This window comes from Clostridium sp. (assembly GCF_036643715.1).
Classification (GTDB): Bacteria; Bacillota; Clostridia; order Clostridiales; family Clostridiaceae; genus Clostridium.
In genome coordinates, this window is the sequence record NZ_JAVXRL010000019.1 from 34964 (window position 1) to 49598 (window position 14635).

The 14635-nt window shown below is 29.9% G+C and carries 16 protein-coding genes; 2 read left to right on the plus strand and 14 right to left on the minus strand.

From position 1 onward, the window contains the following. Positions 1-61: 61 nt before the first annotated feature. From RSF37_RS07405 to RSF37_RS07435, 7 genes are all read right to left on the minus strand, one after another. Positions 62-484, minus strand: a complete 423-nt coding sequence (locus RSF37_RS07405) for a flavodoxin (protein ID WP_332563765.1) — start codon at positions 482-484, stop codon at positions 62-64. A gap of 234 nt (positions 485-718) precedes the next feature. After that, positions 719-1396: an amino acid ABC transporter ATP-binding protein gene (locus tag RSF37_RS07410; RefSeq protein WP_332563766.1), complete on the minus strand. Its 678-nt coding sequence runs from the start codon at positions 1394-1396 to the stop codon at positions 719-721. 11 nt (positions 1397-1407) lie between these two features. Beyond that, positions 1408-2049 (minus strand): amino acid ABC transporter permease, encoded by a 642-nt coding sequence (locus tag RSF37_RS07415; RefSeq protein ID WP_332563767.1) that lies wholly within the window; start codon positions 2047-2049, stop codon positions 1408-1410. Beyond that, a complete protein-coding gene (locus RSF37_RS07420; RefSeq protein WP_332563768.1) occupies positions 2049-2858 on the minus strand; it encodes an amino acid ABC transporter substrate-binding protein in 810 nt (269 codons plus the stop codon). The genes RSF37_RS07415 and RSF37_RS07420 overlap by 1 nt, the downstream gene beginning before the upstream one ends. An 88-nt stretch (positions 2859-2946) precedes the next feature. Next, a complete protein-coding gene (locus RSF37_RS07425) occupies positions 2947-3285 on the minus strand; it encodes a hypothetical protein (protein WP_332563769.1) in 339 nt (112 codons plus the stop codon). A 292-nt stretch (positions 3286-3577) separates the two neighbouring features. Further along, positions 3578-4519: an SPFH domain-containing protein gene (locus RSF37_RS07430; protein WP_332563770.1), complete on the minus strand. Its 942-nt coding sequence runs from the start codon at positions 4517-4519 to the stop codon at positions 3578-3580. Further along, on the minus strand, positions 4519-4956 hold the full coding sequence (locus RSF37_RS07435; RefSeq protein WP_332563771.1) for an NfeD family protein: 438 nt from the start codon (positions 4954-4956) through the stop codon (positions 4519-4521). Before RSF37_RS07435 ends, RSF37_RS07430 begins: the two co-directional genes overlap by 1 nt. A gap of 273 nt (positions 4957-5229) precedes the next feature. On the opposite strand from RSF37_RS07435, the gene RSF37_RS07440 reads away from it, so the two are divergent. Next, positions 5230-7137 carry an NAD(+) synthase gene (locus tag RSF37_RS07440; RefSeq protein ID WP_332563772.1) on the plus strand — a complete coding sequence of 636 codons (1908 nt, stop codon included), beginning with the start codon at positions 5230-5232 and terminating at the stop codon, positions 7135-7137. A gap of 55 nt (positions 7138-7192) precedes the next feature. Here RSF37_RS07440 and RSF37_RS07445 read toward each other — a convergent pair whose 3' ends face one another. Continuing rightward, entirely contained in the window at positions 7193-7852 is a 660-nt protein-coding gene (locus RSF37_RS07445) for a deoxynucleoside kinase (RefSeq protein ID WP_332563773.1), read from the minus strand. A gap of 276 nt (positions 7853-8128) precedes the next feature. Between RSF37_RS07445 and RSF37_RS07450 the strand changes: the two genes are divergently transcribed. Beyond that, on the plus strand, positions 8129-9700 hold the full coding sequence (locus RSF37_RS07450) for a DEAD/DEAH box helicase (protein WP_332563774.1): 1572 nt from the start codon (positions 8129-8131) through the stop codon (positions 9698-9700). Between the two features lie 22 nt (positions 9701-9722). Here the strand turns inward: RSF37_RS07450 and RSF37_RS07455 are convergent, their stop codons facing one another. From RSF37_RS07455 to RSF37_RS07480, 6 genes are all read right to left on the minus strand, one after another. Next, positions 9723-10667 (minus strand): alpha/beta hydrolase, encoded by a 945-nt coding sequence (locus tag RSF37_RS07455; protein WP_332563775.1) that lies wholly within the window; start codon positions 10665-10667, stop codon positions 9723-9725. A 112-nt stretch (positions 10668-10779) separates the two neighbouring features. Beyond that, on the minus strand, positions 10780-10914 hold the full coding sequence (locus RSF37_RS07460; RefSeq protein WP_332563776.1) for a hypothetical protein: 135 nt from the start codon (positions 10912-10914) through the stop codon (positions 10780-10782). 99 nt (positions 10915-11013) lie between these two features. Then, positions 11014-11865, minus strand: coding sequence for an NAD(P)/FAD-dependent oxidoreductase (locus tag RSF37_RS07465; RefSeq protein WP_332563777.1), 852 nt, complete (start codon positions 11863-11865; stop codon positions 11014-11016). Positions 11866-11877: 12 nt separating this feature from the next. Further along, the gene (trxA, locus tag RSF37_RS07470; RefSeq protein ID WP_332563778.1) at positions 11878-12192 is read right to left on the minus strand and encodes a thioredoxin; all 315 of its coding nucleotides are present in this window, start codon (positions 12190-12192) and stop codon (positions 11878-11880) included. A 178-nt stretch (positions 12193-12370) separates the two neighbouring features. Continuing rightward, a complete protein-coding gene (locus tag RSF37_RS07475) occupies positions 12371-14083 on the minus strand; it encodes an ABC transporter ATP-binding protein (RefSeq protein ID WP_332563779.1) in 1713 nt (570 codons plus the stop codon). A 9-nt stretch (positions 14084-14092) separates the two neighbouring features. After that, a partial coding sequence (locus tag RSF37_RS07480) for an ATP-binding cassette domain-containing protein (RefSeq protein WP_332563780.1) occupies positions 14093-14635 on the minus strand: 543 nt, incomplete at its 5' end.

Sequence of the window (14635 nt, forward strand, 5' to 3'; positions counted from 1 at the left end):
CTTACTATTTATATAAAACTAGAGGGATTGTTTTGTAGAGAGCAATCCTTTTGTTAGTTCACTATTTTGCTATTTTCTTTCCTAGTTCAACTAGTTTGTCTGCATTGTCACCTGATGGTGCTTCTTGAACAACAACAGCTCTTTCTAAAAGTTCTGCTCCGTTCTCTTCCATTCTATCTTCCCATTCTGTCATGTAGGCACCGCCACCCCATCCAAATGATCCAAATAGAACCATCTTCTTACCTGAAACTTCACCTTCGATTGATTCAACAAAAGGTTCAACTTCTGATTCTTCTAAATTTTCAGCTCCCATAGCTGGTCCACCTAATAGAAGGATATCACAATTTTTAACATCATCTACTGATGCTTCTCCCATTCCTATTAAATTAACTTCTGCGCCTTCTTGTTTTGCTCCATTTGCAATTAAGTTAGCCATCTCTTCTGTATTTCCTGTGCTTGAATAGTATATTATATTAATTTTCATATTAATCTATCTCCTTTTTTTCCTAACGGATAATTATTATTTGTTAATAATATACCTTGTTTTCTTTTTAGTGTCAATACTTTTTCAGAAAATATTCCGAGTGTTTTAGTATGATTTATTTTTCTAGTACATTTTACACTAAAAAAATAAAGAAGATGGTCCTCCATCCTCTTCATTTCGTAAATTTACATATTTTATTAATAACACATAAAGTATACTAACCACACTATAATTTTATGATGGCTCCTCCACCTTAAGCTTCCCATCTTCTAATTTCATGACTCTATCTGCAACATTATTTGCAAAGGAAATATCGTGGGTAATTATCATAATAGAAATCCCTTTAGCCCCTAAATCTTTTATTATTTCAGAAACCTCTATAGTTGTTTTGGGATCTAATGCAGATGTTGGCTCATCAAAACATAACACTCTAGGTTCCATAGCTAACGCTCTTGCAATCGCAACTCTTTGCTTCTGACCTCCTGATAATTCATTTGGATAATTATCCTTCTTATCTTCCATAGATAAACTTTTTAATATTAAAAGTCCTCTTCTTCTAGCTTCATCCTTTTGAAGTTTTAGTACTTTAATTGGAGCTTCAATTATGTTTTCTAAAACAGTCATATGAGGAAATAGATTAAAGTTTTGAAATACTACTCCAATATTCCTTCGTATTTCTTTAAGTTCGCGTCCTTCTTTATATATACCTTCTTTACATAGTTCCTCATTATTTATCTTTATAGTTCCATAATCACATCTTTCTAATGCGGCTATACACCTTAAAAGAGTTGTTTTGCCTTCCCCAGATCTTCCAACAACTACTGTTATTTCACCTTTATCTATAGTTAAATTTAAGTTTTCAAATACATTATTATCGCCAAATTTCTTTTTTAATCCTATAACCTCTAACATAATCTCTCCTCCTATTTATAATAACTATACTTTTTCTCAATCTTTTTAAACATAAATGTAAGTACTACTATAATTAGTAAATACATAAGCCCAACTAAAAGTAATGGCACTAATGATGCATCTCTATTTGTAGCTATTTTACCAACCATAAGTATATCTTGAAGTCCTAGTATATATACTAATGCAGTATCTTTTACTAAACTTATAACTTCATTTCCAATCGGAGGAATTACATTCTTTATAGCTTGTGGTAGTACTACTTTAATATAAACATCCCATTCTGATAATCCAAGCATTTCACAAGCTTCAAATTGACCCTCATCAACGGATTCTATACCACCTCTAAATATTTCTGCAAAGTAAGCTCCATAATTTAATACAAATGCAACTATCGCCGCTGAAAATCTACCAAATCTAATTCCAACTAGTGGTAACCCGAAAAATATAAATATTATTTGTAATAATAGCGGAGTTCCTCTCATCACTAAAATATAAAAATCGATTATTGTTTTCGTTAGTTTGTTTCCTTTTATTCTTCCTATAGCAACCATCATTCCAAGTGGAATTGAAATTAATAGTGTTAATAAGAATACTGAAAGTGTTATTTTTAGCCCTCCTAGTAACTGAGGTATTATAACTTGCATATTGTCCATTATTTTTCCTCCTTTATTATAATATCGTCTCCAAACCATTTCTTTGAAATACTTTTTGCTGTACCATCATTAATTACTTCTTGTAATCCTCTATTAATTTCATCTTTTAATTCCTTATCACCTTTTCTCATTCCTATTGCAAAGTTTTCACTTCCAAAATCCTCTTTAAGTACTCTATACTTATCGTTCCCTCTTTTATTCATATAGTATCTTGCAAGAACTTCATCTGAAACAACACCATCAATTCTCCCTGAATCTAAATCCATTAATGCATCATTATTAGATTGATATTGTATTAATCCACCCGCTTTAAGGTTATCAATAAATTTTGTATCTTTCATAACTGCATCTGATGCACTTGAGGCTGCTTGAACTCCTACTTTTTTATTTTTGAAATCATTTTTACTTTCTATATGTGAATTATTTTTAACTATAATTACTTGTCTATCACTTATATAAGGATTAGAAAAATCTACTTGCTTCTTTCTTTCATCAGTAACTGAATATCCATTCCAGATTAAATCTATATTTCCATTTCTAAGTTCTGTTTCTTTCATAGTCCAATCTATTGATCTAAATTCAATCTTTCTTTTTATTTTTTCTGAAACAGCTTTTGCTAGATCAATATCAAATCCAACAACTTGTCCATCATCATTCACAAATCCCATTGGGACAAATGTGTCATCATACCCAACAATAATTACATTTTTATCTTTTTCTTTATTATTTTCATTTAGCAAATGCACTATACCAGCACCTACTATAATTACTAAAAACCAAATTAAAATATTTATAATTGACTTTTTCATTCTAACCCCTCCTCACTTCATTACTTTATCACGCTAAAGTAATGAAGTCAAGAAAAAAAGCTCCAAGTTTTTTCTTGAAGCTAACAAACTATTTATTCAATATTTCTTTTAAACTGCCTGTAATCTTATCGGCATGACCTTCAACAGTGCTTCTATCTTTCTTTATAACACTATCTATACTTTCTTTATCTTCAGTTAAATCATCTTTTAATTCCTTATATTCTTTAACTAGTCCGCCAATATCGCTTGAACTGTCTTTTATATCTTTATCATTGATTTCAGGTAACTTATAATTCACTGAAATACTATTGTCTTTTGAATCACTTGACTCATTATTCTCTTGTTTTATTACAGTATCCGATGCACACCCAATTAAACCCATAGTAAATATACCCACTAATGTAATGATTAATACCTTTTTTTTCATATGTACCTCCTTACAATGAGATATACTTATCTTACGATTTTATTTCCCAACATTTCAACCGCTTTTAGGAACTTTTACACATTGTTAATATAAACAACCTACGTAAATTACATATTTAGGTGATTACCCTAATATTTTCTACTGAAAATAATTTCCCTATCACTTTCAAATATTAACCATTAATTCAACATTTTATTATTTTTTCGCCTATTTTTCGACATTTATTTTTACTGTAAATTTAAGAGGATAAGCCTTATAAATTCTAAGACTTACCCTCTATATTATCTACCTATTATTTATTTCCTTTAAGCATTTCTCCAATTGCCGCTATACTACCAAGAGATGATAATGTTTCATTTGGTAATATAAGTTTGTTAGCTGGATTTTTAGCCATTTCTTTCAATGCCTCAACTTGTTTTAATGCGATTACAGCCTCATTTGTACCTGATTCTATAATAGCTTCATTTACTTTTCTTATAGCTTCTGCCTCAGCTTCTGCAATTTTAGCTATAGCTTTAGCCTTACCTTCTGCTTCAAGTAATTGAGACTCTTTAAGACCTTCTGCTCTTCTAATATTAGCTTCTTTTTCAGCTTCTGCTGTTAAAATTTGTGATTGCTTTTCACCTTCGGCTTTTTCTATTTGTGATTGTCTTCCACCTTCTGCTTGAAGGATCATTGCTCTCTTATCTCTTTCAGCCTTCATTTGTTTTTCCATAGCATTTTGTATTTCTGATGGAGGTATAATATTTTTAATTTCTACTGATAATATTTTAATTCCATATGCATCAGTAATTTCATCAATTATTATAAGTAATTCTTGATTAATCTTATCTCTTCCTGATAAAACTTCATCTAAAGACATATTACCAATTATATTTCTTATGTTTGTTGTTGCTGAATATACTATACCAGATCTATAATCTTCAATGTTATAAACTGCATCTTGTGCATTTAGTAACTTGTAGAATATAACATTATCTACTGATATATTAACATTATCCTTTGTAATTACTGTTTGTGGCGGTACATCTATAATTTGTTGCTTTGTTGAAACTTTCTTTCTAACAAAATCAGCAAATGGAATTATAACATGCCATCCTGGTTCTAAAACCCTATTAAATTGACCAAATCTTTCTACTACACATAAATATCCTGTATTTACGATTTTTATTGATGATACGATAATGATTAAAACTAATAGTACAACTACTATACCAATAATTAATCCTGCCATTATTCTTCATCCCCCTTATATTTTTTTATTTTTAATTTACTTCCTACAATACCAGTTATAATAAGTTTGTCTCCTTTTCTTATGTCTTCCCCCTCATTAATTGCGGCCCAATATATTCCGGATACTTTAATTCTGCCTTCTTTTCTTATATCTTCTTCGCAATTTAAAACTCTTCCTATGTACGTTTCTTCCATTAGCGGCTTTGATTTTATACTTGTTTTAAATTTCTTTCTAGCCCAAGGTACTCCAATAGAAATTGCTATAACACTTACTACACCTGCAATAATAACTTGTAAGATCAAACTTAAACTTGCTAAGTTAGCAATCATCCCAGCAATTGCACCTATTGCTATAAAACAAAATAAGAATGCACTAGTTGCTAGATCTACTACAATTAATACCACTGCAAGTACAATCCAAAATATAGTTAAGAACATATTAATACCTCCTTTTTTTCTACTTATTACCATTATATCATTTATTTATTTTTTTATCCCATCTGACTATGATTTAATTATAATTACTATTAATCCTTTTTACAATATTTGTTTTATCCTTTTATACGGTATCTAATACCATTTAAAGTGTATTTAATAATCTTTTCTTCCATTTCCATTGATTTTCTAATATTTTCATTTTATTATTGTTATATATAGGATAGAAAGTTGTAATACTAAATACAACAACATTACGTACTGGAGATGATAATTATGGATTTTATTAAAGTAGCATCAGCCTGCCCTAAAACAAAAGTTTCTGATGTTAAGTATAATGTAGGCGAAATTATAAATTGTATAAATGAAGCAAGTTCAAAAGGCGCAAAAGCTATTGCCTTTCCAGAGCTTTGTGTAACTTCTTATACTTGTGGAGATTTATTTCTTCAAAGTAGATTATTAGATGACGCATTAAAAGGTATTGTATCGATAGCTTTAGAATCATCTAATACAGATATGTTGATAATGATTGGAGCACCTTTACTTAAAGGATGTACTCTTTATAATTGTTCATTTGTAATATTTAAAGGTAAAATACTTGGAATAGTTCCAAAATCATATATCCCAAATTATAGCGAATTTTATGAAAAAAGATGGTTTGCTGAAGGTGCAAGAATAGTTGATGAAAAAGTTGATCTTCCATTCCAACAAGATATACCCTTTGGAACAAATTTAATATTTAAATGTGATAACTTCACTTTTGGATGTGAAATATGTGAAGACCTCTGGGTTACAATCCCACCTAGCTCATACCTTTCTTTAGAAGGAGCAAATATAATTTTCAACCTTTCAGCATCAAACGAATTAGTATCTAAAGCTGATTACAGAAGAAGCTTAGTTTCTAATCAAAGTGCACGTTCAATTTGTGCTTATATTTACTCTTCTGCTGGAGTTCATGAATCAAGCACGGACCTACTTTTCAGTGGACACTTACTTATAAGTGAAAATGGAACAATGCTTAAAGAAAATGAAAGATTCCAAAGAGAAAATGAAATAATATATGCCGATATAGATGTATTTAGATTAAATTCTGAAAGACTTAAAAACTTAAGTTTTAGGGACTCTCAAAGATTATCACCTTTTACAGCTAAGTTTATAGATTTTAACTTCGATTCTTTAGTATTAGAGAATTTTGACAGACATGTTGATAAACATCCTTTCGTTCCTTCAAGAAAAGAAGAAATGGCTCTTAGATGCAAAGAAATCTTCAACATTCAAGCTGCTGCATTAGCTAAAAGACTAGAACATGTTGGACTTAAAAAAGCTGTCATTGGAATATCTGGTGGCCTTGATTCAACTTTAGCACTACTTGTTATAGTTAAAACATTTAAGCTGCTTAATATAGATAATAAAAATATTGTTACTATAACAATGCCTGGCTTTGGAACAACTGATAGAACTTATAATAATGCATTAACTCTTTGTAGAGAACTAAATTGTGACTTAAGAGAAATTAATATAGTTAAAGCTGCCCTTCAACATTTTGAAGATATAGGCCACGATAAAAATATTCATGATGTAACTTATGAAAATGTTCAAGCAAGAGAAAGAACTCAAATCCTTATGGATCTTGCAAATAAAGAAGGTGGTTTATTAATTGGTACTGGTGACCTATCTGAGCTTGCCCTTGGTTGGTGTACATACAATGGAGATCATATGTCAATGTACTCTGTTAATCCATCAATACCAAAGACTTTAGTTAGATATTTGGTTCATTACGTTGCTGTTAATGAATCTTCTAAAGCTGCTTGTGACACTTTACTTGATATACTAGATACTCCTGTAAGTCCAGAACTTTTACCTAAAGACGAAAAGACTGGGGAAATTTCACAAAAGACAGAAGATATAGTAGGTCCTTATGAATTACATGATTTCTTCTTATATCATTTTATTAAACATGGTTCATCTAAAGAAAGAATATTATTCTTAGCTGAAGAAGCTTTTAAAGATGATTATTCAAAAGAAACAATTGAAAAATGGCTTAATAAATTCTTATGGAGATTTTTCTCACAACAATTTAAGAGAAGCGCTCTTCCAGATGGTCCAAAAGTTGGAACAATATCTTTAAGTCCTCGTGGTGACTTTAGAATGCCATCTGATGCATCGGTAAATTCATTTAGATAAATATTAAAACAAAAAAAGCCTAGCGAAATCGCTAGGCTTTTTTTTATAAAGTAATTTAGAATTCTATTCCTCTTACTTCTGTAACTTTCTCTTTAACTAATCTTACTAATTCTTCTTCGTCTACTTTATTATTTACAACGTCCATCTTATCCATATCAATTATTAATACTTCTGAAGCATCATAATGATTTTCTACCCAATCATCATAATCTTTCCATAAGAATTCATAATACTCTTTTAAATCATCATCAACTTCAAAATCTCTTCCTCTTAGTCTTATTCTCTCTAAAACTGTTTCAAAAGATCCTTTTAAATATATCATTACATCTGGTGCTTTCTTTGGAAGCTCTTCAAGTTCTTCCATCATATTCTTTAAAAGATTTTCATATATAGACATTTCAAGTTCTGATATTCTTCCAAGTTCCATATTCTTCTTTGCAAAATACCAATCTTCATATATTGACCTATCTAAAATATTATCATTATGAACTAACGCTTCCTTAATACTTTTAAATCTTGTATTTAAAAAGTATAACTGTAATAAAAATGGATATCTATTTTTATTAATTTCTTCCTCTGTTTCACTATAAAATAAAGGAAGTATTGGATTATCATCAACACTCTCATAAAATACATCTGAATTTAAATGTTCCCCCAAAATCTTTGCAACTGAGCTCTTGCCAAGTCCAATCATACCACCAACAACTATCACCATATCTCACCTATCCTCTTAACTTCTTTTCTATTTTGTACAATTTTTAAGAAAATTGTCTATTAATAAGAATACAAATTATCTCTTTTTTAGTCAATACTCTCTTTAATTTTACATAAAAAAATTTTTTTCTCTAATATTGCATTTAATGTAATAGATTACTTTATTAAATATGTGAATCTGCCTTTACAATTACCCCAAAGATACTATATACTTAATAAGTTGATAAAAATTTTTATAGATTGTACGGTACAAATATAAACACGAAGGGAAATTTGAATGAATAATATAAAATTTGAAAATTTAAACTTAAGAGAAAATATCTTAAAAGCTATAATGGATTTAGGATATGAAGAGCCATCAGCTATACAAGCAGAGGCAATACCACTAGCTACTGAGGGATACGATATAATAGGGCAAGCACAAACAGGAACAGGAAAAACTGCTGCTTTTGGTTGTTCTATTCTTAATACATTTGAAAAATCTAAGCATGTTGGAGCATTAATACTTACACCAACTAGAGAACTTGCAATACAAGTTTACGAAGAATTTAAGAAACTTACTAAATATGAAAAGTTATCTGTTCTTCCTGTATACGGTGGAGATCCAATAAGCAAACAAATTAGAGCTTTAGATGCTCACGTTGATATAGTTGTTGGTACTCCAGGAAGAGTTCTTGACTTAATCAGAAGAAAGAAACTTAAATTAAGCGGAGCCAACTATTTAGTTTTAGATGAAGCCGATGAAATGCTTAATATGGGATTCATCGATGATATAGAGAGCGTTATAAATGAATTACCAGAAGATCGTCAAACACTTCTATTCTCAGCTACAATGCCACCTCAAATAAAGAAGTTAGCTCAAAAGTACATGAAACCAGACCTTAAGCACATCCAAATCAAAAAGGTTGCTATGACAGTTTCAAAGATCGAACAAAAGTACTTTGATGTTAATCACAGAAACAAATTTGAAGCATTATGCAGAGTTTTAGATTACGATACACCAGAAATAGCTATAGTTTTCTGTAGAACTAAAAAAGGTGTTGACGAATTAGTAGAACAAATGCAAGGTAAGAACTATGTTGTTGAAGGAATGCACGGAGATATGTCACAACAACACAGAATGAAGACTTTAAAGAGATTTAAAGAAGGTTCATTAAACTTCTTAGTTGCTACTGATGTTGCTGCTAGAGGAATCGACGTTGAAGGCGTTACTCACGTTATAAACTATGATTTAACTCAAGATGTAGAAAGCTACGTTCATAGAATCGGAAGAACTGGTAGAGCTAACAAAGAAGGTACAGCGTACTCATTCGTTACTCCTAGAGAAAATGCTATGATGAGAGATATCAAGAGAGTTACTAAGGGAAATATTGAGAGAGCTCAATTACCTACAGTTAACGAAATACTTGATAAAAAGCTTAAAGATAAGTATTCAAGCATAGAAACTGTTTTAGAAGAAAAAGCTTACAAGAAATACTTACCATTAGCTCAAGAAATATTAGACAACTTTGAGACAGTTGATGCATTAGCTGCACTTTTAAAGATGCAATTTGATAACGAAATATCATTTGATTACAAGCAAGACTCATTAGGAGCTCCTAAGTCAGATGACGTTAGATTATTCTTCTCAATCGGTAAGAGAGAACAATTATCACCAAAGAAATTTGTTGAGTTCATTACTGAAAGAGCTAAAGTTAAGGGATCAAAGATCAACAAGATCGATATCCTTGAAAACTTCTCATTCGTTTCAGTAGATCCTGATATAACAGAAAAAGTTATAACTAGCTGTTCAGGTATCAAACTTAACGGTAGAAGAGTTAACGTAGAAGTTGCTACAAAAAGAAGATAATTTTAAAAGAGCATTAAAGTGATTAAATCACTTTAATGCTCTTTTTTAATTTATAACATTGTTCTAAAAATTCATGAAGTACATTTTTATAATTTTCTTTATCCATCGCATAACATACCATATGTCCTGCGCCACTCACTTTAAGGAATCTATCAAAATCCTTGCCTCTATTTAAGAACATTTCTTCACTCATCCTACAGGGTACTGTTATATCAGCAGTTCCATGAATAAATAATATTGGTATATCCAAGTTTTTTATATCTTCTATAGGTGATATCTCATTGAAATTAAATTTACAAACTCTCTCAACTTTTTTATTTAATAAATAAAATATCGGTTTAAACGGAGCTTTAGCCTTCTCCTGTATTTGATATTTCAAAATATCTTTACCATTAGAATATCCACAATCTGATACTATAAAGTCCAAATTATTTTGATACCCACCATACATTAATGATGTTGCAGCTCCCATCGACTGTCCATGAAGTCCAATAAATGCATTTTCTTTTAATCTATCCTTTAATATTTTATACCAAATATGTAAATCTTCCTTTTCATGCCTTCCATAAGTTGCATACTTCCCTTCACTATTTCCATGACTTCTCATGTCTATTAAAAGAACATTGAACCCTTCATCTAAAAATAGTTGTATAAATGGACTTTGGATTATGTGGTTTGCAGTATATCCATGTACTAATATAACACCCTTATCGCCTCTTTTATACTTCTCATAATAATATCCCTTAAGCTTTAATCCATCCTTTGATATGCAGTCTATTTCTTCATAATTTGATGTATCTAGCACTTTTTTAAGGTCGTCATCATATAACTTTCTATTTTTTAAGACTTCTATTGCTTTCTCTTCTGACTTTCTTTCACTCATAATTGAATTTTTAAATGTGTATTCAATTACAAATATTACTGCTGCTATTATTATTATTAAAGCAATTATACAAATTAATATCATCTATACCTCCTAAAGTATTATATTTATATAAAACAAAAAGAGTAGCTTAATAATTATAACATTCGCTACTCTTTCTAATTAAACTCTTCTACAAGCATATTTTATTCCTTTCTTACTTTGAAGTTAACTCTTCTGATAACCTTTTAAGTTCTTCAAAAGTTAATACTGAAAGATTTTCCCTTGTATATTCTTTTTTGTTTGAAGCCTCTTTTATTCTTGAAATAAGTAATTCTCTGTGATCTTTCACCTATTCTCCCCCCCTTCCTATTTATACGTTTAAACCTATATTATACTCTCCATTATATACTTGTCAACAAAAAAAGTGCCAGAAATTCTGACACTTTTTTTAACCTAAATATGATGCTGCACTAAGAGCTGCAATATTACCTTCTCCAGCTGATTTTATATACTGGTATGGTTTACCTACACAGTCTCCCGCTGCAAAACATCCTTTAATATTTGTCTTCATTAATCTATCAACTTTAATATGTCCATCCTCTATTTCAAGACCTGGGACTAATTGTGTTGGAGGTACTGCGTTTTTAAGTAAGAATACTCCATCTGTCTCTAATTCACTCTCTTGGAATATTACTTTCTCTACTTTCTTATCTCCAACTATTTCTAAAGGTCTATCATTAACAACCTTTATACTATCATTCAATTGGTAATCGCCTTTATAAAGTGGAACATAAAAAACTTCTCCTGCAAGTTCACTTACAAAATTAGCTTCTTCTTCACCCTCTTTAGTATAACTAATAATAGTTACCCTCTTACCTTTATAAAGAGGTGCATCACATGTTGCACAATATCCTACACCTTTTCCAACGAATTCTTCTTCTCCTTTTAATGGCTTAGTGTACTCAATACCTGTTGTTAATATAACAGATCTTGCTTCATACATCTTTTGGTTAACCATTAAAGCGAAATAATCTCCCATAGAATAAATATTATTTATTCTTTCGTTAGTTATTTCTATACCCATTTTATTTATGTGCTCTTTAAAATTTTCTGAAAGATCTTTCCCTGTACCTCCAGCGAAACCTAAGTAATTGTTAATCTTTGGAGCTCTATCTAGCTTATCACTAAAATTATCACTTCCAAAAATAACGAATGACTTATTTCTTATTTTTGCATTAAGCGCTGCAGATAACCCCGCCGGTCCACTACCTACTATTGCAATATCATATCTTTCACTCATAAAATCATCCTCTTAAATATTCTTTTGGATTAAAGCTTTAATTTGCTCCTTAGGTAAGAATCCAACTACTGTATCAACAACTTTTCCACCTTTAAATACTTTTAATGTTGGAATACTTTGAATTCCGTATGTTGTAGCAACTTCTGGGCTTTCATCAACGTCAACTTTTACAAATTTAACATCTCCCATTTCAGTTTCTAATTCTTCTAATATTGGAGCGATCATTTTACATGGTCCACACCAAGTTGCGAAAAAGTCAACTAAAACTACTTCCTTATTTTCTAGAACTTCTGTATTAAAATTATTATCACCTATATGTCTTGGCATAATAAATTCCTCCTTTTTATACCCCTTAGGGGTATCTCTCTTTTTTATTAATTTTAATACTTTTTATATTAATAGTCAATACTATTTTTAACTATTATTTATTAATTATTCTTTTCCAATTATAAAAAGGACAAAAAGTAGTATTACTTTTTGTCCTTTTGTATAATTTTTTTTTAAATTAGCTTAATTTCATTGAAGAATCATAGAGATTTTTATAAACTCCATCTTTTTTCATAAGTTCATTATGGCTTCCCATTTCTTCAATACCATTATCAGTTAATACAACTATCTCATCAGCATTTCTTATTGTTGATAATCTATGAGCTACAACAATAGTAGTTCTTCCCTTACATAAAGTTTCTAAAGATTTTTGTATCATATATTCTGTTGTGTTATCTAAAGCCGATGTTGCCTCGTCTAATATTAATATTCTAGGGTTCTTTAAAAACACTCTAGCTATTGATATTCTTTGCTTTTGACCACCTGAAAGCTTAACTCCTCTTTCGCCTATAAAAGTATCATACCCATCTTTTTGTTCCATTATGAAATCATGGATATTGGCATTTTTACAAGCTTCAATAACTTCTTCATCTGAAGCCTTCATATTACCATATAAAACATTTTCCTTTATAGTTCCAGTAAATAAAAATACTTCTTGTTGGACTATTCCAATATTTTCTCTTAATGAATCTACTTTAATATCGTATATACTTTCACCATCAATTGCGATATCTCCACTTTCAATATCGTAAAATCTTGGTATAAGGTTACAGAAGGTTGTCTTACCACCACCTGATGGCCCAACTAATGCAAACATTTTACCTGCATTAATTTCAAGTGATATTCCTTCTAATATCTTTTTATCTTCATAACTAAAATGCACATCCTTAAATTCAATGTTACCTTTAACATTATTTAAATCTATAGCATTTTCTTTATCTTCTTCTACTTGAATATCAAGAGTATCTACAAATCTATGGAATCCACTCATTCCATTTTGGTATTGTTCCATAAAGTTTATAAGCTTCTTTATAGGATCTGTAAACATTTTTATATAAAGTACATATGCCATAAAATCTCCAATAGAGATTTTATCATATAATGTGAATATTCCCCCGGCAATTAAAGCGACATAATTTAATATATCTACAGCAAAGTTTGCTCCTGAGAAATATTGCGCCATAACTTTATACGCCTTTTCTCTTGCACCTTTAAATCTACTGTTACCTACTTCAAATTTTTCTACTTCATATTCTTCTGTAACAAAAGCTTTTGAAACTTTTATTCCTGAAATACTATTTTGAAGTGTTGCATTTACAAAACCAGTTTCTTCTCTTGTCTTTAAGAAAGCGTTATGCATTCTCTTTCTTTGAATAAATGTAAATATAACAATTACAGGTATAAAAGCAAATATAATAAGTGTAAGTGGCACGTTAATATTTATAAGTATTAAAAATGATCCAAGTAACATTATTATAGAAATAAATAAATCTTCAGGTCCATGATGGGCAAGTTCTGAAATATCATTTAAATCATTAACGATTCTTGACATTATATCTCCAGTTTTATTGTTATCAAAATAACTGTTTGGAAGCTTTTGCAAGTGTGTAAATAAATCTCTTCTCATATCACCTTGCATTCTTACTCCAACAACATGTCCCCAATACTGCATAAAGTAACCACATACTGCCTTTACAACAAATATTCCAACTAAAACAATTCCAAATATGACTATCATTCTCATATTCTTATTAGGAATAGAGATGTTTATAAGTTCTTTAGTCATATATGGATATACTAAATCACATCCTGCTGCTATTAGCGCAACGAAAATATCTAAGAAAAATAATTTCTTATAGGGTTTATAATAGTTAATAAATTTTTTTATCATGTTTTCTCCTTACAATAAATCAATAATTTTTTCTTTATGTTTATAAAGTTCTGAGTCAAATACTCCCTTTATTTCTAAAGGACTACCTGATACAACAATAACTTTCCCCATAAAATACACACACTCATCTACGTCGTGAGTAACAAACACTACTATCCTCTTATCTTCTTCGAAAATTTTCTTAAATTCTTTCATTATTGAATACTTTGTTTTATAGTCTAAAGACTTAAAAGGTTCATCCATAAGAATTATCTTTGATGGCTTTCCTAAGGCTCTTGCTATATTAACTCTCTGCCTCATTCCCCCACTTAACTTATTTGGATAAATATCCTTCCACTCTTTGCCATTAACTTTTTCAAGTACATCATCTATTTTTCTATTAAGCTCTTCTCCATCATAGTACTTAATAAGTGCAAGCTTTATATTATCATATACAGTAAGCCAAGGTAGTAATCTATCTTCTTGAAAAATATAGCTCACACTCTCTTTACTTGCTCCTATTATATCTCCACTATCTATTTTAGAAAGTCCACATATTAAATTTAAAATAGT